This window comes from Flavobacterium sp. KACC 22763, assembly GCF_028736155.1.
Taxonomy (GTDB): domain Bacteria; phylum Bacteroidota; class Bacteroidia; order Flavobacteriales; family Flavobacteriaceae; genus Flavobacterium.
In genome coordinates this window covers 821773-842123 of the sequence record NZ_CP117879.1, presented here as the reverse complement: position 1 = coordinate 842123, position 20351 = coordinate 821773, and the positions used below count along the sequence as shown (strand labels likewise).

Sequence of the window (20351 nt, the reverse complement as noted above, 5' to 3'; positions counted from 1 at the left end):
CTAACTTATTAGAAATTTCTTATTATTTTGACTTTTTAACTATTCGAAGTATTTTCATACAATATCTTTCTTTTTGATTTTTTTGAGGCAAACAAAATATCTTTTAGGATAAGCAAAATTGCTGGTATCGTCTAATTTTAAATGACATTAAAAGCTTAAAAAAGTAGATCATGAAAAAGAAACAGACATTTCCTGAGCAAAAACAAAATCTTCCTGGCAATGAGCACATGATGAATCCGGAGCCTGAGATTATACGAGAAAATTATGTTGGCAGCGGTAAATTACTAGGAAAAACAGCTTTTATTACAGGCGGTGACAGCGGTATTGGCCGAAGTGTTGCGGTACATTTTGCGAGAGAAGGAGCTAACATTGCAATTGTTTATTTGAAAGAAGATAAAGATGCACTCGAAACAAAAGCTATGATCGAGAAAGAAGGCCAGCAATGTCTTTTAATAAGCGGTGATCTTAAAGATGAAAAATTTTGCAAGAACGCAATTAAAAAATGTCATACCACTTTTAAGAGCCTTAATATCATTGTAAATAATGCTGCGACTCAATTTCCACAAAATGAGTTCGAAAAAATAACCCTTACCCAGCTTCATAAAACTTTTGAAACCAATATTTATCCTTTCTTTTATATTACGAAAGCTGCACTTGCTTTCTTAAAAGAAGGCGATACTATTATCAACACCACTTCTGTAACGGCTTTCCGAGGAAGCGAACACTTAGCAGATTATGCCAGTACAAAAGGCGCTATTGTAAGTTTTACTCGGTCGCTTTCGACGATGTTGGCAAAAAAGAAAATTCGTGTAAACGGTGTTGCTCCAGGACCAATCTGGACGCCTTTGATCGTAGCCAGTTTTGATAAATTATCTGATTTCGGAAAAGATAATCCAATGGAAAGAGCGGGACAGCCCTCTGAAGTTGCGCCTGCGTATGTATTTTTGGCGTGTGAAGACAGTAGTTATATTACTGGGCAATTTATTCATGTTAATGGCGGCGAATTGGTAGGTTAAAAAAGTTTCTAAGGTGCTGAGATGCTAAGATTCTAAGTTTTTTCTTTTTGCAATCTACTTAATGAGATAAACAACGAATACCTTAGAACCCTTAGCATCTTAGAAGCTCAGAACCTTAAAAAATAAAAAAATGAATTTTATTGATGCAATAGGACTTTTTGCGGGAGCATGTGTGACAATATCTACGATTCCGCAAATTCTGAAGGTTTGGAAAACAAAAAAGGTGAAACAGATTTCGCTTAAAATGTTTGGGACACTTACTTTCGGAATTGCTGTATGGGTAGTTTATGGCATTTTAAAAAATGATCTGCCTATTATTATCACAAACAGTATTTCGTTGATTTTAAATCTTACTATGGTTTATTTTATTCTATATTTTGAAAAAGAATAGAAAGAAAAAAAACAGCTCGATCGAAGCTGTTTTTTTTGAAAAGTGAAGGATATAATAATGCTTACTAGCTAGCTAATTTTTGGTTGTAAGGTTCTAATTCTAAGTATTTTTCTTTTAGAATTCTTGATTGTAAATTTCTTTTAAAAGACAGCATTGGCGTTACAATATGTCCGAAATTGATTTCTGAGAGTTTTTTAACTTCATTCATCCTTTTAGCAGCAAAATTCAAAATGGGTTCAAACGGAGTCAAATAATTGTAACTATGCTGCGCTATCTCCAACTCTAAAATTTCACGTAAAATGTTTTTCATTAGCAAATAACGAACTCTTCCCTGCTTTGGTAATGCTTTAATTTCTTGAAACTTCTCTCCTATTTTTGGATTCTCGGCTCCGATGTATAAATAATTTCCAGATTCGTTGGTAAATCTTTTTTTAACCTCAAAAGCAAAATCAGCATTTTCTATGGCATTCAGATTTGTTGGTATTGCGATCAATGAAAACTGAATCTGTTTATGGCTTTCAAAATACAAAACGCTATTAATTGCAGAAGAATTACTCATAATACCCGATTGCTGCTCTTTTAAGCCTTTAAGAGTGCCATTTGCTCCAAAACGGTGCAATACGTTTCCTTTTCCGCAATAAGCAAAGAAAACAGGCGCTAATGAATTAGATTCGATACTTAAATTAACATCCTGATTGAAAGTCAAATCGAAATTGAGATATGACATTTCTTTTTCAAAACGTACTCCAGAAATACTTCCTGTTGCCCATTTTGACTTAATTGTTAATCTATATTCGTTAGCGTTGCTCAATAAGTGTCCGCCAAAATTCTCTTTTAGATTATTAAAAACAGCATCAAAGCTTCCAGTATTTAAGTAAAGTTTTTTCATAATATAATACGGTTTGGTTATAAAGTGGCCAGTAATTATTTTACGTATAAAAACTAACCTTGGTTTTTACTTCATTTCTATAATCCAAATTTCGTTTATATTGTAAGTCAAACCTTTATAGAATTTTAGGGAGATATTTCATAATTATTATTTTCTAAGGTTCTGAGCTTCTAAGATGCTAAGACTCTAAGTCTCCTAGCACAAAAAAACTTAGTCCCTTAGAACCTTAGCATCTTAGCAACTCAAAAAAAAAAAAAGCTGCCTCAAATAAATTTGAAACAACTGCTCATCAGCAAAATAAAAATACCAATCTATTTTTATTTTTTTAAGTCAATTCGTTTATGTCTGCATTTTTAGAATAATTGGCTTTCGGAATATCTTTAAAAAATTCGGCTTCTTCCAAATCGGCCATTGGACCATATCCTAATAAATGTGTTCCTTTCCTTTTATCTTTTGTTTCGATAACATACAAAATCGACATATCATCAGGATCACTCATTCCTTCATATCGATGATGTGCTACAATAAATATATCTTCAGGATTATAGATTTCTTTAGTTTCCGTATCTACTAAACGATCATTTTCGAATATATAATTTGCAGTGTATCCCTCTTCTTGATACCTTTTGATATTATCGGTTTCATGTTTTGAATCTTCTCGTTTCATATCTTTTCAGTTTATCTGTTTATCAAATTTCTGTATAGAAACGAGATAAAATTAACTCAATTGATTTTAATGTTGCCTCATTCAAAAATTGGTTTTAAATGAGTAAAAACTATTTTTTTTGGCAAATAGAGAAGAAATGGGGACAACTTAACTGTGCTAAAGATTGGAGCAAAACGGCTGTTTGTTCAATAGAATTATGGATACAGAGTTTGCACACTATTTAAGCTTACAAAAAAACTGAAGTTTTCTAGCGTTTAAATACTGAACATACATGAAAAGATTCAGTCTTTACTATTTATATTCTAGATTTATCAGAAATTAGTATTTAAATACAAAATTAGATTGGGTCGGAATAAACTTTTCCCAATCAATCTTCATTGCATGTTCTATTGCTTTTATAATATCACTCATTAAAACAGGTTTGGTAATAAAGCAATTAGCTCCCAGTTTAAGACATTTCTCAATATTGCCTGGTTCGCTCGAAGTGGAATAAATGACTACTGGAATATCTTTTTTATCATCAGAATTTTTAAGTTCTTCTAAAACATCAAATCCATTTTTTCCCGGCATATTTAGATCCAAGAAAATCACGGATGGAATAACAGATGAATCAGAAATGGCATTTAAAAAATTCTGACTCCCAGAATACGTTTGAAGTTTGATATTGTGTGGTATAGATTCTACGGCATCAGCAAAAATACATAAATCGTCTTCGTCGTCATCGGTATAGAATATGGTGAAATCTGTCATTGTATTTTTGGCTTAGAATTTTAATATTCCCAAATATAATGCAATTTTATGTAACAAGCAGAAAGTTAGAATCAATTTCTTACAAACTAAATTGAAATATCACAATTTATAAGTTTAATTATATAATCTGTAAAAGGCTAAAAAGCACCAACTTTACTTTTACTATTTGTTTATCAAATAATTAATATAAAAAGAACTTAAAATATAACGTTATGGGCGATCATAAAGACCTTACAGATGAATTTGCAGTAGACAAAATAAAAGATCTGGCTGCACATATTAAAACGTGTATGTTTTGTACATATAACGAATACAGAATACAATCTCGACCTATGTCTGTTCAGAAAATTGATGATTTAGGAAACCTTTGGTTTTTATCAGATAGAAACAGTGGTCAGAATGCAGAAATTACCTTAAATCCAATGGTTGAAATTTTCTTTGCAGAACCGCATGACAAATTCTTAACGCTTCATGGCACAGCGAGCATTTCATACGATCGAGAAACTATCGAAAAATTATGGGATCCTGCAGTAAAAATCTGGATGCCAGGAGGCGTAGATGACCCAAACCTGAGTGTCATAAAATTTGTTCCTGAAGATGGTTATTATTGGAATAACAAAAACGGAAAAATGGTTGCCATTGCAAAAATGACAGCTGCATTTATTACTGGAAAAACTATGGATGACGGAATTGAAGGAAGTCTGAAATTGTAGTTTTTTCTAATTGAAAGCTTTTTTAACCGCAAAGAATGCAAAGAAATTTATCTTTTGTTCTTTGTGGTTATTTTTTTGTCATTAATACGATGATAAAATTCCCCCTGCACTACGAGACGGGTTATATGATTTCAAATTAAAACTTCACTATAAACATCTGTTAATTATAGAATTACACTTTGAAATATTATAATATATTCCATCAGTTTCATGCTAGCTTTGTATATATAACTATAAAAAACAGCTATCATGAATACTATAGATAAAAACAACAGTGCAAATAAGGATTTTAGAGAACATTTCTCAGATGACCGAAATCTGGCTGAAGATCTAAAAAACGATATCAAAAAACCCGACACTGATAATCGTGAAATTGCAGAACGAGGTTATACAGTAAGAAATGGTTATAATCCGAACCGACCTAATCCAGATCAAGAAGATTTTGCTGATGATGATTTGGACGATTTAAATGACGATTTTCATAAGGACAGAGATTTAGAAGATAACAGCGATGATATTTATGAAGTCGAATTGGAAGATGAGTTCGAAGAAAACGACGAATTTGACAATCCTTCAGATCTCATTGAAGATGAATATGATTTTAATGAAACTGAAGACGTTTTGGAAGATCTTGACGAAGACGATGATGAGTACGATGAAGATGAGTACATAGAAGAAGATATTGACGACGATGATACCGATTACATCGAAGATGATGTACAGGACGACGACGACGATGAAGAATAATCGGAAAATGATCAACGCTGATTGTAATATTTCTTGTTCTTAGAAAATAAAAAACCGTCTCATTGAATAACGAGACGGTTTTTTTGAGTTTAAAATTTAACACTAATCTCCAATAATTTCCAATACTGGAATATCGTCCATACGCGCCAAACGCTCGATCAATCCTGATCTTGCTTCATTGAGCTCTTGTTCGGCTTTTCCTAATTCTTTGTACCATTTTTCTTTACCGACTGGCGATGACTCTAATTTTCTGATAATTTCATAAATCTCGCCCTCCGCTTCCATTACTTTCAGTCTTTTGTAATACGTCAGGCTTTCGGTCATGTGTGCAAGCGCAATCATAGCCGTCAAAAACGGATGGTTATTGGTAACATTTACATCTTTTACTCTTCCATGCTCCAATTCTACTTTTAATGCAAAAGCAAATTCTTCCATATTAAAAGCTTCGTGTTTGCTCTTTGGATCTAAATAGGCTTTTATCGCATGCACATTGTTCATGGTCGAAAGATCTACATCTCTATGTTTTGTATCGTTCAAATCCTTAAAAACTACATTGGCAATAGCTCTTGCTTCGGCAATTGTGGGATCGTTTTTAGGATTTTCAAAATCACGTACCGACCAGTCCCAATTTTTTGCATGAACAGGCTTTATATATTTTTCACAAAAATCTGTGACGTCATTTTTCAGACTTACCATTTCATCTTCTCTTTTAATATAAACGTCCTGATAAGCACCGCTTTTTGTTCCCATGACTTGCTTTTTTTAATGAAACCACAAACGACACATCTAGTAAATGAGATATGTCGTTTTTGATTTGTTTGTATTTACTGATACTTCTTCTATACTCTTGTGGATCTTCCAGTTATTAAAGAAATAACGAAAAGAACTAAAAATATAAAGAATAAAATTTTAGCTATACTAGCGGCTCCAGCGGCAATTCCACCGAAACCAAATATTCCCGCCACTATGGCTAGAATAATAAAAGTGACTGTCCAACGTAACATAATAATAGTTTTTTAGTTAATAATGATTTTGTTTGCATTTCAAACTTTTAAGCTTTTTGAGAGATGCCCTAACTCTTTTATGAACAAGGCGTTTCTAAATTGATTTCATAATTCTGAATCAATTCAGAAAATGCTATTTCTGATTTTGTAAAATATTTTCGGGTGCTTCGACTTTTCTTCGCCATATCAAAATATTTCTGAATCGAGCCGTCTTCATAAGTCGAAATTAAAAGCGGATGAACGTAATAATCTTTGCATACTTTTCTAGTATTTCCGAGCGCTTCGGCTGTCAGATCAAAAGCTGTTATAATATTCTGTTTGCTTTCCTTTTCGTCTGAAGTTATTCCGAACTCCATTAAACTTTCGAAAAAAATAATCGAGGCTGCCCAAGTTCTAAAATCTTTTGCACTAAAATCTTCTCCCGAAATAGTATGCAGATACTCGTTTACCATATGGCTGTCGAGCACTTTCTTTTCGCCATTTTTATCGTAATATTTAAAGACTTCCCAACCTGGAATTTCTTCGCAACGACTTACCAGTTTGATCAATTGTTTATTTCGAGTCGTAATGGTATGCTGTTTTCCCTTTTTTCCAATAAATTCAAATCGTAGCGAATTCTTATTGATATTAATATGGCGTTTTCTTAAAGTCGAAAGTCCGTATGATTTGTTGTCTTGGGCATATTTCTCGTTTCCAATCCGAATATGTGTTTCTTCCATTAACCGAATTACCAAAGCGGTTACCTTTTCTTTAGACCATTCTTTTTGTTCCAAATCAAGATCAACTTGTTTTCTAATAGCGGGAAGTTTAGCTCCAAATTCTGCTATTTTATAAAACTTGGTTTGGTTCCTAATCAAATTCCATCTCGGATGATAACGATATTGTTTCCTATTTTTAAGATCGGTTCCTACTGCTTGTAAATGACCATTTGTAATATCTGTGATACGAACATTTTCCCAAGCTGGCGGAAGCACCAAACTATTAATGCGCTTAATTTCGCGCTTACTTTTTACATCTTTTCCGTTCTTTTTATAAACGAAATTCTCTCCCTCACGGCAACGTACAATTGTCAATTGATGATCATTAATGTATTCTAAGTCTAGTTTTTCGATTACTAGATGTGGCGCTTTAATAAGCTGATTCATTAAAATTTCTTTTCTGGCCGCATTCATGACATTTAATTTTTTATCGCATAATAGCCCTATCTAAAACTTTAGTTATTTCTTAAAGACTCAATTAAACCTCTTTTATTCATATAAGATCTTCCTTTTATGCCTACTTTACTGGCTTGTTTAAGAAGTTCTTCTTTTGTCCATTCTTCATAAGGCTTTGCTTTACCGCCTTTCACTCCCGCATCTGGAGTATTGGCAATACGAGCCGATTTTTCTTTGCTGTATCCTTTTTTCACCAATGCTTCATATTGCTTTTCATTTTTAATTCTTGGATCTGGCATGACTTTAAATTTTAAAAGAGTTAAATTCTAAAAATTCTCATAAGTCAAAGTTCTTTAAAAAGTAAGGCGTTTCTGTTATAAAATTTTGGTTCGAAATTTCATCATTGTAGCGTGGGAATTGTGAAAGCGGAAATGTAAATTTTTCTTTTTTGTGAAATCTAAAATGTTAGATGTAAAAAAAATCCCAACTCTTTTGGAGTTGGGACTTCGTTATTTTATTTGATTAATCACATTTAATCTTTTTGTAATCCTGTATTTTTTCGTCATATTCCATGCAGGTCTTTTTTAATAAAACCATTTTATTATTTTCGACTTTATATTCAGTTCTTTCTACGCTCCTGCCTGCGCAGCATTGATTATGCTCGTAGATTCTTTTGTTTTTGCTGTCAAATTCTAAAGAAGTTCCGCTAAAACCGCTCATAAAATATTTCCCTGTTTTTGGATTGTAAAGAAAATATATTCTTGAAGTATTCGGTCCGGCATAACTAGATTCAAAAACAGAAAACTCTTCAAATCCGTCAAAATTATAGTCTCCGACATTTATATTAAACAATCCCCAAAGCTGACATTCAACCTCAACTTTCTGAATTAATTTATCAGTCTTTTTTTCAATGATTTTTATTCCAGCAACCGTAGAAGAACCTTTTTCTTTCGAAATAACCAATTTAAAATACCTGTCTTTTAGAGAAAATGGCTGTAAAATTTCTCTTTCTGTCCATTCTTCATTATTACTGCGATTCAAATCAAACTCTTTTATCAAACTGATTTTAAGTTCTTTTCCTGAATTTAGGTCTTTCCAAATTCCGTTTAATTGATCGCTTTCTGGATTATATTTTTCAAAACTCAATTTTGCTGTTTCTTTTCCACTTTTATCTTTTTCCGTAAATACTAAAGTCTTTCCTGCAAGCTTGGCATTTAAAACAATCGGAGTATCAAAATTAGAATAAGCATAAATAGCCGTTCCTTGTCCGTCTGAATAAATATCGCTCACAAATTCAATCGGATATTTATCAATGAAACCTTTATAACTGATTTGTGCTGATAGAAAAGCTGTCGCTAGAAGAAATAGGAATGTAATTTTTTGTTTCATGAATAATCTTTCTGATCAAAAGTTTTAAATTAAAATCGCTTGACAAATCATTTAAGTGATCCGTCATCATTAATAAATTGAAATGAATAAGTATTATCTAAAATTTTACCTCCCATCCTAATAAATGTTCCAAATTGTCCTCTCCAATCTTCCAAATCATTCTCTTTGGCTGTATCCCAACAAATTATTCCAAATAAATTACTATCATTTAATTTATCTTTTATTACAACTCCAAATTCATTATCCAAAGAAACTTTCATACCATAAATAAAATCTTTTTCCATTTCAATTGATTTTAGGCTAATATAAAAATTTACATCTTAATCCTATAACAATCTCTAAAAATCCTGTAAGCCATTTCTTTAAGTTCTCAATAATTTTACATTATAACATTTAAATTATTAAAATCATGAAAAAGTTATTATTAGCCGGAAAAGCCATTTTAGGAGCAGGACTTATCATTATATTCCTTCAATCTTGTAAAAACGAAACCAAACAAGAAGATCCAAAAGAAGTTGCTGAAGATGCAAACGAAGCAAAATTTGATTCTATTGACAGTAAAGAAGATGATTCTGAATTTTTAGTAGATCAAGCCGAAATTAATTTAGCGGAAATCGAAATTGGTAAACTGGCGCAAACTAAAAGTACCAACCCTGAAGTGAAAAAATTTGGTAAAATGCTTGTTGATGAGCACACTAAATCGGCTTCTGAAGTAAGTGCTTTAGCAAAAGCGAAAAACTTTACTCTTCCAACCTCTTTAACTGAAGAAGGTCAAGAAGAATACAACAAATTAAACGAAAAATCGGGTATTGATTTTGATAAAAAATTCGCTGACATGATGATTGACGGTCACGAAAAAGCGATCAAAAAACTAGATAAAGCCGCAAAAGATGCTAACGATCAAGAAGTAAGAACTTGGGCTTCTACCAATATTGCAGGTTTAACAGCGCATTTGGAACACGCTAAATTGCTGAAACAAAACCTAGATAAAAAGTAAATGAATTAAGACGCTAAGATTCTAAGGTTCTGAGATTCTAAGTATAAAGTATCTAAGAACCTCAAATCTTTGCTAAAAATCCCCTCAAGAGTTGAATTGCTTGAGGGGGTTTCTTTTTTAAAGATGCTAAGATACTAAGTTGCTAAGTTTCTAAGATTTTCTCTTTGCAGCTTTTCAACTTAGTAACTTAGCATCTCAGAAACTTAGAGACTTATTTACCAGCTATCTTCTGCAGATGCTCTGGATATCTTGAACCTTCAATTGTGATTTTTGAAGCTGCGCTTTCGATTTCTGCAAGATCTTGTGCCGAAAGCACTAAATCTACTGCGCCAAGATTTTCTTCTAAGCGATGTAGCTTTGTTGTTCCAGGAATTGGTGCAATCCACGGTTTTTGCGCTAAAATCCAAGAAAGGGCAATTTGAGCATTTGTCGCTCCTTTTTCAGCAGCAATTTTAGAAAGCAATTCAACTAAAGCTTGGTTCACTTTTCTGGCTTCTGGCGTAAAACGAGGCAGTGTGTTTCTAAAATCGGTGCTGTCAAACTGTGTCTTTTCATCAATTTTAGCGGTTAAAAAACCTCTCCCTAACGGGCTAAAAGGCACGAAACCAATTCCTAATTCTTCTAATACTGGAAAAATTTCTTCTTCTGGTGTTCGCCACCAAAGTGAATATTCGCTTTGCAGTGCCGTTACAGGTTGAACCGCGTGCGCACGACGAATACTTTCTACTCCAGCTTCAGAGAGTCCAAAGTGTTTTACTTTTCCTTCCTGAATTAAATCTTTTATAGTTCCTGCAACATCTTCCATAGGCACATTCGGATCAACACGATGCTGATAGTACAAGTCGATTACATCGGTATTTAATCTTTTTAACGAACCTTCAATGCTTTTTCTAATCCATTCTGGACGACTGTCTAATCCTTTTTTAGAATCACCTTCCAAAAATCCGAATTTCGTTGCAATTACTACTTTATCGCGAAAAGGCGATAATGCCTCTCCTAATAACTCTTCGTTCAAAAATGGTCCGTAACATTCAGCTGTATCAAAAAAAGTAATTCCTTTTTCATAAGCAGAACGAAGCAGACTTATCATTTCCTTTTTATCATGAGCTGGACCATATCCAAAACTCATTCCCATGCAGCCAAGTCCCAACGCTGAGACTTCAAGACCGCTATTTCCTAGTTTACGTGTATGCATGTTTTTAAAGTTTCTAAGTTGCTGAGATACTAAGGTTCTAAGTTTTTTTTACTTTGAGCTGAATCCCAGCGTCTTGGATTATTAATTTCTAAAATAGCCAAGATTCTAGACACAAAAGAAAAACTTAGCATCTCAGAATCTTAGCAACTTAGCATCTTATTTAAGAGACGCCATATCAATCACAAAACGATATTTGATATCGCCTTTTAATAATCTTTCGTAGGCATTGTTTACATCATTTACACCAATGATTTCGATATCTGCTGTAATGTTGTGTTCTGCACAGAAATCAAGCATTTCTTGAGTTTCTGCAATTCCTCCTATAGCTGAACCAGCGAAGCTTCTTCTTCCTAAAATAAGACTGAAAGAAGTTACAGGAAGCGGATCCATTGGCGCGCCAACTAGCGTTAAAGTTCCGTCTACTTTTAATAAATTTAAGTAAGAATCGATACTGTGTTCTGCTGAAACGCAATCTAAAATAAAGTTCAAGCTTTTAGCATGTTTTGCCATTTGTTCAGGATCTGTAGACAAAACCACTTCGTCAGCTCCAAGTTCTTTTGCAGCGTCAAATTTTGACGGAGATGTCGTAAAAACAACAACATGAGCGCCCATAGCTTTTGCTAATTTGATTCCCATATGTCCTAAACCACCAATCCCGACAATACCAACTTTTTGACCAGGTCCAACTTTCCAATGTTTTAACGGAGAATAAGTTGTAATTCCTGCACATAATAACGGCGCAACTCCAGCAAGATCCAATTTATCTGAAATGTGCAATACATAGTTTTCATCAACAACAATACTTTGAGAATATCCTCCAAAAGTATGTCCGCCTAAATGTTTGTCTGGTGAATTGAATGTTAGAATACTTCCTTCATCACAATATTGCTCTAAATCATTTTTGCAATGATCACATTCTCTACAAGAATCAACCATACAGCCTACTCCTGCTAATTGACCAACTTTAAAGTTTTTTACGTGATCGCCAACTTTTACCACTCTACCTACAATTTCGTGTCCAGGAACGATTGGATACATTGTTCCGTGCCACTCATTTCTAGCTGAGTGCAAATCGGAATGGCAGATTCCGCAATATAAAATTTCGATTTCTACGTCATGCGCTTGTACAGCTCTTCTTTGTATATCTAAAGTTTTTAATGGTGCTTCGGCAGCTTCTGTACCAAAGGCTTTAATGTTTTTTGTTTCCATAATTTTATTGTTGTTTTTAGTTTTTTTGTTTCAAGTTATAGACCGTTGAAAAATTGCAATAGAGATTCGGCTGACTTGTACTGATTTACAATTAGTTATATAAATTTCGATTATTTTCATCTAATCAAAAAATATAATCTGTTATAAATCAGTAAAATCTGCGTAAAAAAAAACTTAGAATCTCAGTCCCGATAGCTATCGGGATAGAACCTTAGCATCTTTCAAAAGAATAATATTCTTCATCGGTAACGCTATTCAGCCAAGTTCCATGACCTTTATCTACCTCAGTAAAAATGGTAATATGAGAGTATTTCGTTTTTGGCGTTGCTCCGTACCAGTGCTCTATTCCAGGTAAAACTGTGATTACTTTTCCTTTTTCGATAAGATTAATTTGTCCGCCTCTTTCTTGGTAATACCCAACTCCATTCGTTACAATAATCAATTGCAGACTTGCATTAATACGCCAATTGCTTCTTGCTCCAGGCTCAAAAGAAACATCTTTTATAACGGTGTTTTCTGGGTGAATTTCGCTTGTCTGCTTCTTATATGACACTTCGCCTGTCATATAAGTATTTGGAATTTTACCTTCTTCGGTTACGGCAGTGAATTGTGTCGACATAATTTCGATTTTTTAGGTTAATAATTAATTTTAAAAATTCTTATAAGCTTATTTGAATGAAATAATCAGCACATCGAATCTCTTATAGAAGGAGATTGTTGATTTTAATTAATACTTTAAAAATTTTATATTTTTTCTATTATCAAAATTTAAAACTAAATGCAAAGCGGAGCATGCTTTTGTGAAGTGTTATTTAGTCATTAAAAAAACTGATACAAAGATTCGTTGTTTATTTCAGGGCAAATGTAGTGCAATACTACAATGCGGAAATAACAATATTCAAACAAAAAATTAAGAAATTGAAACAATTTACATTCGAAGTGATTTCGGAACCGTTCCAGTAAGTCTTTTAAAATAATTATTGAAGTAACTCGGATATTCAAATCCAAGCGAATAACCAATATCAGAAATACTCCAGTCTGTATGCTGCAGTAAAGCTTTTGCTTCGTTAACCACTCTCTCTGTAATGTGTGCCGTAGTTGGTTTTCCGGTAACTTCTTTTACAGAGCGATTTAAGTGATTCACATGCACAGAAAGACTTTGCGCGTAATCTTGAGGTGTTTTTAAAACCAACGGCTGATCTTTGGTCTCTATTGGAAATTGTCTTTCCAGTAATTCTAAAAATAAAGACGTAATTCTCGAAGAAGCATTTTTATGTTTAAAGAAACTCTCTGAAGGCTGCATTTTCATTGATTCATGAATAATCAAGTTGACGTAGCTGCGCATCAAATCGTCTTTGAATGCATAATCAGTTTCGTATTCTTCAATCATTTTTTGGAATAACGAATCAATAAACACCTTTTGTTCAGGCGTTAAAGTAAAGATTGGAGTTCCTCCTATTTTAAACAAAGGCGATTCCTGAAGGGTTTCTGATCGGTCTTTAGTTTTAAAAAATTCTTCGGTAAAAACACAAGCATAGCCTTCAAATTTCTCAGAGACCGTTTCCCAAGAATACGGAATAATCGGATTCCCAAAAAACAGAATCGTTCCGTCGGTTTCTATTCCGCGGTCAGCATATTGTATAATGCTTTTACTGGTGTTGATGCAGATTTTATAAAAATCTCTTCGGCTATAAACGGGAACTTTACTATAGTCTCCATTTATAGGATACACTTTAAATCCCTTCATTTTTAAATCTGAAGTAAAATCGCAATTCTGAGTTTCTGTCTGATTATTCATTTTGCAAAGTTATGAAAATCAAACATTATTCTTTTGTTATTTTTTTGTTTCAGGTTTAAAGTTTCAGGTTTGTTAATTTAACCGCAGAGTTCGCGAAGAATTACGCAATCCCGATAGCTATCAGGAGCAAAGGTTTTTATTTTGAGAGAAACAAATGCTCGCAAAGTCGCTAAGACGCAAAACTCTTTTTGAATTGCCTCCAGCTTTAGCTGGAGGTTTAAAAGAAACAAGCATAGAAAAGGCTTTAGCCAAACCAAGAACTGTTTGGCTAAAGCCCTGATAACATTCCAATCATTTCACATCCAGCTAAAGCTGGACGCAATTCATTTATAACTATTTTAAAAAGAGACTTTGTGTCTTAGCGACTTTGCGTGCATATTTCTCACAGTTGCCTAACTTGAAACCTGAAACTTAAAACTATTTTACAACTAAAGTTCCTGTGCGCAACCCTTTCGCAGAAGCAGACAAAACTACCTCTTTTGCATTTTCATCTTTCTGAATGATTATTTGTGCATAACCATTAAAAAGCTTTCTTTTCCAAGGCTCTGCAGGCGTGATAACTTGAATGATTCCAGGATCGGCATTCATAACATCCCAATCTTTTATTTTTTGCAAAGGTGTAGCCACAATGTGAATTGTATTTTTTCCTTCTTTCAAAATAGATGCATTCAAAACATATTTTTGAGAATCTTCTTTACTTGATTCTACTTTCTTTCCATTTATAAAAACCACGGTTTCAACTCCTATTTTTTTATAAAAGAAGCTCACCGTGTTAGAAGCCGAATTCCTTTTTAAATCAAATTCTCCTTTATAAATATATGAAGGCGCTTGATTTTTATAATCACGGTCTTTAAATGCATCTGTCCATTCATTTTCTGCATAATTGAGCAATTGTTGAGGCAGAGATACATTTGTTCCTCTTTGCTCTTTAAAATTACTTATAGCAACAAGTGCTATGTCATCAATAAATTGATCGCTTTCTAACGAAGTTGGATCTCCATTGCCAACTCCTAAAATTTTTCCTCCTTGTATTGAAAAGGTAATTTCTTCATTTGCCGTTGGAACGTGTAAACCATTTTTATCAGTAGTTTCAACCGTTACAACAGAAACATTCCCTTTTAAAACATTTTCTTTATCTAATGACAATTTGATGTTTTCAGGCTTTCCAGTTGTTTTTTGAATATCAGAAAGTACTTTTTTACCGTTTTTATATCCAACAGCTTCTAGAGTTCCAGCAGCATAATTTACTTTCCATTCTAAATGACCGTTTTGCTCCATTTTCTTTTTTCCTAAACTCTTTCTGTTGAGAAAAAGCTCCACTTCATCACAATTCGAATACGCCCAAACAGCTATTTCTTTTCCTTCCATTCCGTTCCAATTCCAATGTGGTAATAGATGCAGAACAGGTTCTTTCCCCCACCAAGATTTTAAATAAAAAACATTGTCTTTCGGGAAACCGCAAACATCCATCATTCCGAAATAAGAAGTTACAGACGGCCAGCCATACGGCGTAGGCTCGCCGCGATAATCAAAACCTGTCCAGATAAACATTCCTGCTAAATAAGGACGTTCAGCATAAAATTTCCAACCTTCTTCTATGCTATAAAAAGTTGGACGAGGCTTTTTATCGTAAGCGCTTTGATAATGCTTAGCATCATCTGCAAAATAAATGCCTCGCGTCGCAAAAGTTGAACCTTCCTCAGTTCCCATTCCTGGCTGTTGTTTAAACTGATTTCTATGCGCGTCTATATCTCCATTTCCAAGATAATTATACCCCATAATCTCAACTACAGAAGAAATCCCACTTTTAAATCCGCTGCTGATTCCTACTGTTACAGGTCTTGTCGGATCAATGCTCTTGCTAAAATCCTGCATGATATTGGTAATTCTTTCACCCGTAATTCCACCTTCAATCTGCCATTCTTCATTTCCAACCGACCAACAGAAAATACTTGGATGATTACGATCACGCTCCATCATTCGTTTTAAATCATTTAAATGATAGTCATTAATTCCCATTAAACGAGTTTCGTCAATAACCAACATTCCCAATTCGTCACAAGCTTTCAATAATTCAGGAGTCGGCGGATGGTGCGAACAGCGATACGCATTCGACCCCATTTCTTTCAGTTTTTTAATTCTGTAATATTGAATTTCATCTGGAAGCGCCGTTCCAATTCCTGCATGATCTTGATGATTGTTGGTTCCTTTTAGTTTTACATGTTTTCCGTTAAGGAAAAAACCATTTTCTGAATCAAATTTTATAGTTCTAATTCCAAATGAAGTTTTATAACTGTCAATTACTTTTCCTTCACTTTTTATTTCTGTGATTAATTGATATAAATTAGGAGAATCAATATCCCACAAAAGCGGATTAGTGACATTTAATTTTGAAGCATAACTATTTGTTTTATAGAATTCTGGAGCAGAAACATTTTCAGAAACAGTTGTAATCTGTTTTCCTGAAGCATCCAAAATAGTCTGGCTTATTTCAACATTTCCTTTAAAATGTCCTTTATTTTCCAATTTTACTTCTGCGGTAACTACAGCATTATTACTTTCGATTATAGAAGTTACATAAGTTCCGTTCTGTGCCACATGAAGCGGATTGGTTTTCTGCAAATAAACATGTCTATAAATTCCAGCGCCTTCATAAAACCAACCTTCTTCCATCGAAGCATCAACGCGAACTACAATTGTATTTTTGCCATCATAGTTTACGTATGCCGTTACATCATACTCAAAACCATTATAGCCGCTTTCTTCTGTTCCTAGGTAAAATCCGTTAAAAAAGACTTTTGAATTTCTAAAAACGCCATCAAATTTTAAAGAAATTATTTTCCCTAAATCTTCATTCGGAATCGCTATTTTCTTTCTATACCAACCAATGCTCTTTTCAGGATAGTTTTTTCCTTCTGCTTTAAAGCCGTGGCTGAAACTTGCGCTTTCGCTAAAAGGCTGTTCTACAGCCCAATCATGCGGTAAATCTAATTTTCTCCAAGCACGATCATCAAATCCAGAAGCCGCTGGCCCATCAGCAAATCCTGTTTTGGTCAAATAGGAAAAATAACCTTCTGCATGCCCAAAATCTTTTTTGGTATCGTACAAATGTCCAAATGAAAATCGCCAGTCTTTATCAATTAAAATAAGTTCTCTTCCTGATTTGTTTTGTGCGAAAGCAGGAATTGAACATAGAAATAAAAGACAAAAAATTGTTCGTAGGAGGAAATTGGTTTTCATAGGTTTGGTAGTTAGTAAAATCAAATAGCGATAAAAATAAAGCATTTAGAGAAGAAACATTAATAGTATTTTATCAAAATCTGATAACTCATTCATAACAAATGCTTCAAAAATGGGCTTTCAAAATTTAGAATGAATCTAATGGCTTCAGATTCGAAAATGATTTTCTTTTGATGTAATTTTATATTAAAATCACAAAAAAGCAATTACCATCATGAGTACTATTATTAACGAAAATAGACTCCAGACAACTTTTAAGAACCTCGATCATAAGATTAGTAAACTTAATGATCAAAAGATTGTCGCTTTTTTTGAATCTTTAGGATTGTTAGAAAGAAAAGATGTTCCGAAAGACTTTTTGAATTGGGAAAATATACTAATTGTTGTTCCAAATCGACATGTTTCTCACGAACTGAAATATTATAAATATACGATTTCACGAATTTCATTCTTAACTAATCCTTATGCAGATCAAATTCATATTTTTGATCTCAAAGATTGGAAAAGCGCATCGCAGAACAAAACGCAATTTCAGATCAGAGAAATGCTGAAAACGAGTTTTGGGGGTGTAAAGAAAGTGATTAAAGAGTCTTAAGAAAAGAACTAAAAAATTAAAAGCCTAATCATTAAGATTAGGCTTTTAATTTTACATAGCGTTTGTCATTTCGACGAAGGAGAAATCTTCGCAAGTAGCTCCGCAACAAATGTCTAATCTTTGTGGAGTTTCTCGTGGAGATTTCTCCTTCGTCGAAATGACAAACTATACCTTTAAATTAGAAAAATAACGAAAATTATTGAACCTCTAAAAGCTCTTTAATTTTAGCTTCTAAAGCCTGTCCATGAATGTTTTTTGCTAAGATAATTCCGTTTTTGTCAATTAAAAAGTTCAACGGAATAGATTGCAGCATATAATCTCCAATAACCGGAGATTGCCAGTATTTTAAGTCACTAACATTTGTCCAAGGCAATTTTGCTTTCGCAATTGCTCCTGTCCATAAAGGCTTTTTGGTATCCATAGAAACTCCATAGATCGATAATTTGTCTGGATAAGCATTGTGCAATTTTATTAATAAAGGCTGTTCTTTAATGCAAGGTCCGCACCAAGAAGCCCAAAAGTCTACCAAAACTAAAGTTCCTCTTAAAGAAGAAAGCGCTACTTTTTCTCCTTTTGTATCCGGAAGATCGATTTCTGGAGCAATATCTCCAACATCTACGCCTACAACTTGAGCTTTAGAATTGGTGATTACACAGCATAAGAATGCTAGAATGAGTACAGTTTTTTTCATAGTTAAGTTTATTTGATAAATACAGGGCTGTTTTAATCTCGCAAAGCCCCAGAGTCGCAAAGTTTTTAATTTTGCAATTGAATTGCCTCCAGCTTTAGCTGTAGATATACAAAATATAAGTTCACGAAGGCTTTAGCCAAAAATCTGTAGATTTTGCTAAAGCCTTTTTTATAACCTTCTGAATACCTCCAGTTAAAACTGAAGGCCTTTCAAAAATAACTTTGCGACTCCGTGACTTTGCGAGATTAATACATCAGCAAATATAAATTTCTTTCTTAAATCTTCTATCATTTTTACTTCATCATTCCCTCCTATATCACAAAATTATCCTAAATATTTTTCTTTAAATCCATATATCGGGAAAAGTCGATATATTTGCACCATGGAAACGATAGAAATTTTTAAAGCATTATCCAATAAATCCAGACTGCAAATGCTGGAATGGCTGAAAGAACCAGAAATCAACTTTCCGGGACAGCTAGAACATGCCGGATTTGAGCATGGAGTCTGCGTTGGGCAGATTCAAGCCAAAGCAGGTTTGACACAATCTACAGTATCTGAATATCTGTCTATTTTACAGCGCGCTGGTTTTATTGAAGCGAAACGCGTTGGACAATGGACTTATTATAAACGTAACGAAGGTGCCTTTGAAGCACTTAGTAAATTAATTCAATCTAATTTGTAAAATTACTATGAGTACAAACAACCTCTTTTCTGAATTTAACTTAAAGTCGTTAAATCTGAAAAACCGAATCGTAATGGCGCCAATGACGCGCTCTTTTTCTCCTAACGGAGTCCCGACTGATGAAGTCGCAGCTTACTACCAAAAAAGAGCTGAGGGCGAAGTTGGTTTAATTTTATCTGAAGGAACTGTTATTGACAGAAAATCTTCTTCTAATGATGCTAATGTTCCTCACTTTTATGGCGATCTAGCTTTAAACGGATGGAAAAAAGTGATTGATGAAGTTCATGCTGGGGGCGGAAAAATGGGGCCGCAAATCTGGCATATGGGAATTATGGACAATCATCATTCTGGATGGGTTCCTCCTGTTCCGTTTGAAGGTCCATCTGGATTAAACCGTCCTGATTTTAGAAATGGCGTTGCTATGTCTGAAAAAGATATCGAAGATACCATTCTTGCTTTTGGTAAAGCTGCTGCCGATGCTAAAAGATTAGGATTTGACACTGTCGAAATTCACGGTGCACACGGTTATTTAATCGATCAGTTCTTTAGAGCTGAAACTAACTTGCGTGATGATATTTATGGCGGAAAAACTTTGCCAGAACGTAACCGATTTGCTATTGAAGTAGTTAAAGAAGTTAGAAGACAAGTTGGTGATGATTTTGCTGTTATCATGCGATTCTCTCAATTTAAACCTTCTGATTACAATTATAAATTGGCTAAAAATCCACAGGAATTAGAAGCTTGGCTAACTCCTCTTGTTGATGCTGGAGTTGATATTATTCACGCTTCTCAACGTCGTTTCTGGGAACCAGAATTTGAAGGTTCTGATTTAAACTTTGCAGGATGGGCTAAAAAAGTAACGGGAGCTCCAACTATTACTGTAGGTTCTGTTGGTCTTTCTGGCGATTTCTTTGGCGCATTTGCTGGAGAAAGCTCTCAACCAACTTCTTTAGAAGAACTAAACAGACGTTTCGACAGAGGCGATTTTGATTTGGTTGCTGTTGGAAGACCTCTTTTATCAGATCCAAACTGGGTGGCTAAAATTAAAGCTGGAAAAACTGATGAGCTAAAAGGTTTCAGTAAAGAAGCTTTAGGGCAATTGGTTTTAGAATAATTTTTTAAAGATGCTAAGGTTCTGAGATGCTAAGATGCTAAGTTTTTTTACTGCTTCTTACTGAAAACCGAACTGTACTTAAATACGAAAGGGATGAAGTTTAAAAC

Annotated in this window: 23 protein-coding genes; 8 read left to right on the top strand and 15 right to left on the bottom strand. The window is 33.9% G+C overall.

Features of this window, described 5'->3' with window-relative positions; translation table 11 throughout:
- The first annotated feature begins 170 nt into the window (after positions 1 to 170).
- A complete protein-coding gene (locus PQ463_RS03735; RefSeq protein WP_274256363.1) occupies positions 171 to 1016 on the top strand; it encodes an SDR family oxidoreductase in 846 nt (281 codons plus the stop codon).
- Positions 1017 to 1146: 130 nt separating this feature from the next.
- Positions 1147 to 1407 (top strand): SemiSWEET family sugar transporter, encoded by a 261-nt coding sequence (locus tag PQ463_RS03730; RefSeq protein ID WP_274256362.1) that lies wholly within the window; start codon positions 1147 to 1149, stop codon positions 1405 to 1407.
- Positions 1408 to 1471: 64 nt separating this feature from the next.
- Here PQ463_RS03730 and PQ463_RS03725 read toward each other — a convergent pair whose 3' ends face one another.
- From PQ463_RS03725 to PQ463_RS03715, 3 genes are all read right to left on the bottom strand, one after another.
- Positions 1472 to 2296 carry a hypothetical protein gene (locus tag PQ463_RS03725; protein WP_274256361.1) on the bottom strand — a complete coding sequence of 275 codons (825 nt, stop codon included), beginning with the start codon at positions 2294 to 2296 and terminating at the stop codon, positions 1472 to 1474.
- Positions 2297 to 2621: 325 nt separating this feature from the next.
- Positions 2622 to 2963, bottom strand: coding sequence for a hypothetical protein (locus PQ463_RS03720; protein WP_111423510.1), 342 nt, complete (start codon positions 2961 to 2963; stop codon positions 2622 to 2624).
- A 318-nt stretch (positions 2964 to 3281) separates the two neighbouring features.
- Positions 3282 to 3713 carry a response regulator gene (locus PQ463_RS03715; RefSeq protein ID WP_274256360.1) on the bottom strand — a complete coding sequence of 144 codons (432 nt, stop codon included), beginning with the start codon at positions 3711 to 3713 and terminating at the stop codon, positions 3282 to 3284.
- A gap of 212 nt (positions 3714 to 3925) precedes the next feature.
- Between PQ463_RS03715 and PQ463_RS03710 the strand changes: the two genes are divergently transcribed.
- Together PQ463_RS03710 and PQ463_RS03705 are read left to right on the top strand one after the other, a co-directional pair.
- The gene (locus PQ463_RS03710) at positions 3926 to 4426 is read left to right on the top strand and encodes a pyridoxamine 5'-phosphate oxidase family protein (protein ID WP_274256359.1); all 501 of its coding nucleotides are present in this window, start codon (positions 3926 to 3928) and stop codon (positions 4424 to 4426) included.
- Between the two features lie 249 nt (positions 4427 to 4675).
- A complete protein-coding gene (locus PQ463_RS03705; RefSeq protein ID WP_274256358.1) occupies positions 4676 to 5173 on the top strand; it encodes a hypothetical protein in 498 nt (165 codons plus the stop codon).
- A 102-nt stretch (positions 5174 to 5275) separates the two neighbouring features.
- Here the strand turns inward: PQ463_RS03705 and PQ463_RS03700 are convergent, their stop codons facing one another.
- From PQ463_RS03700 to PQ463_RS03675, 6 genes are all read right to left on the bottom strand, one after another.
- Positions 5276 to 5923, bottom strand: a complete 648-nt coding sequence (locus tag PQ463_RS03700) for a DUF5661 family protein (RefSeq protein WP_274256357.1) — start codon at positions 5921 to 5923, stop codon at positions 5276 to 5278.
- 89 nt (positions 5924 to 6012) lie between these two features.
- Positions 6013 to 6177, bottom strand: a complete 165-nt coding sequence (locus PQ463_RS03695) for a DUF1328 domain-containing protein (RefSeq protein WP_111423502.1) — start codon at positions 6175 to 6177, stop codon at positions 6013 to 6015.
- A gap of 77 nt (positions 6178 to 6254) precedes the next feature.
- Entirely contained in the window at positions 6255 to 7349 is a 1095-nt protein-coding gene (locus tag PQ463_RS03690) for a DNA topoisomerase IB (RefSeq protein ID WP_274256356.1), read from the bottom strand.
- Positions 7350 to 7390: 41 nt separating this feature from the next.
- A complete protein-coding gene (locus PQ463_RS03685) occupies positions 7391 to 7630 on the bottom strand; it encodes a DUF7218 family protein (RefSeq protein ID WP_274256355.1) in 240 nt (79 codons plus the stop codon).
- A 223-nt stretch (positions 7631 to 7853) separates the two neighbouring features.
- Entirely contained in the window at positions 7854 to 8720 is an 867-nt protein-coding gene (locus PQ463_RS03680) for an XAC2610-related protein (RefSeq protein ID WP_274256354.1), read from the bottom strand.
- A gap of 47 nt (positions 8721 to 8767) precedes the next feature.
- The gene (locus PQ463_RS03675; protein ID WP_274256353.1) at positions 8768 to 9004 is read right to left on the bottom strand and encodes a hypothetical protein; all 237 of its coding nucleotides are present in this window, start codon (positions 9002 to 9004) and stop codon (positions 8768 to 8770) included.
- A 125-nt stretch (positions 9005 to 9129) separates the two neighbouring features.
- On the opposite strand from PQ463_RS03675, the gene PQ463_RS03670 reads away from it, so the two are divergent.
- Positions 9130 to 9717, top strand: a complete 588-nt coding sequence (locus PQ463_RS03670) for a DUF4142 domain-containing protein (protein WP_274256352.1) — start codon at positions 9130 to 9132, stop codon at positions 9715 to 9717.
- 211 nt (positions 9718 to 9928) lie between these two features.
- Here PQ463_RS03670 and PQ463_RS03665 read toward each other — a convergent pair whose 3' ends face one another.
- The 5 genes from PQ463_RS03665 to galA all read right to left on the bottom strand — a co-directional run bounded on the left by PQ463_RS03665 (position 9929) and on the right by galA (position 17159).
- On the bottom strand, positions 9929 to 10912 hold the full coding sequence (locus PQ463_RS03665) for an aldo/keto reductase (protein ID WP_274256351.1): 984 nt from the start codon (positions 10910 to 10912) through the stop codon (positions 9929 to 9931).
- A gap of 156 nt (positions 10913 to 11068) precedes the next feature.
- Entirely contained in the window at positions 11069 to 12121 is a 1053-nt protein-coding gene (locus tag PQ463_RS03660; RefSeq protein WP_274256350.1) for an NAD(P)-dependent alcohol dehydrogenase, read from the bottom strand.
- A 211-nt stretch (positions 12122 to 12332) separates the two neighbouring features.
- Positions 12333 to 12740: a cupin domain-containing protein gene (locus PQ463_RS03655; protein WP_274256349.1), complete on the bottom strand. Its 408-nt coding sequence runs from the start codon at positions 12738 to 12740 to the stop codon at positions 12333 to 12335.
- A 309-nt stretch (positions 12741 to 13049) separates the two neighbouring features.
- Positions 13050 to 13919, bottom strand: a complete 870-nt coding sequence (locus tag PQ463_RS03650) for a helix-turn-helix domain-containing protein (RefSeq protein ID WP_274256348.1) — start codon at positions 13917 to 13919, stop codon at positions 13050 to 13052.
- Positions 13920 to 14336: 417 nt separating this feature from the next.
- A complete protein-coding gene (gene galA, locus PQ463_RS03645) occupies positions 14337 to 17159 on the bottom strand; it encodes a beta-galactosidase GalA (RefSeq protein WP_274256347.1) in 2823 nt (940 codons plus the stop codon).
- Positions 17160 to 17373: 214 nt separating this feature from the next.
- Between galA and PQ463_RS03640 the strand changes: the two genes are divergently transcribed.
- Positions 17374 to 17754 carry a hypothetical protein gene (locus tag PQ463_RS03640; RefSeq protein WP_111376903.1) on the top strand — a complete coding sequence of 127 codons (381 nt, stop codon included), beginning with the start codon at positions 17374 to 17376 and terminating at the stop codon, positions 17752 to 17754.
- A 196-nt stretch (positions 17755 to 17950) separates the two neighbouring features.
- On the opposite strand, the gene PQ463_RS03635 is transcribed toward PQ463_RS03640, so the two are convergent.
- Positions 17951 to 18445, bottom strand: a complete 495-nt coding sequence (locus PQ463_RS03635) for a TlpA family protein disulfide reductase (protein WP_274256346.1) — start codon at positions 18443 to 18445, stop codon at positions 17951 to 17953.
- A gap of 382 nt (positions 18446 to 18827) precedes the next feature.
- On the opposite strand from PQ463_RS03635, the gene PQ463_RS03630 reads away from it, so the two are divergent.
- Positions 18828 to 19130, top strand: coding sequence for an ArsR/SmtB family transcription factor (locus PQ463_RS03630; protein ID WP_091496855.1), 303 nt, complete (start codon positions 18828 to 18830; stop codon positions 19128 to 19130).
- Positions 19131 to 19137: 7 nt separating this feature from the next.
- Complete coding sequence (locus tag PQ463_RS03625) at positions 19138 to 20244, top strand: NADH:flavin oxidoreductase (RefSeq protein WP_274256345.1); 1107 nt, start codon at positions 19138 to 19140, stop codon at positions 20242 to 20244.
- The last annotated feature ends 107 nt before the right edge of the window (positions 20245 to 20351 follow it).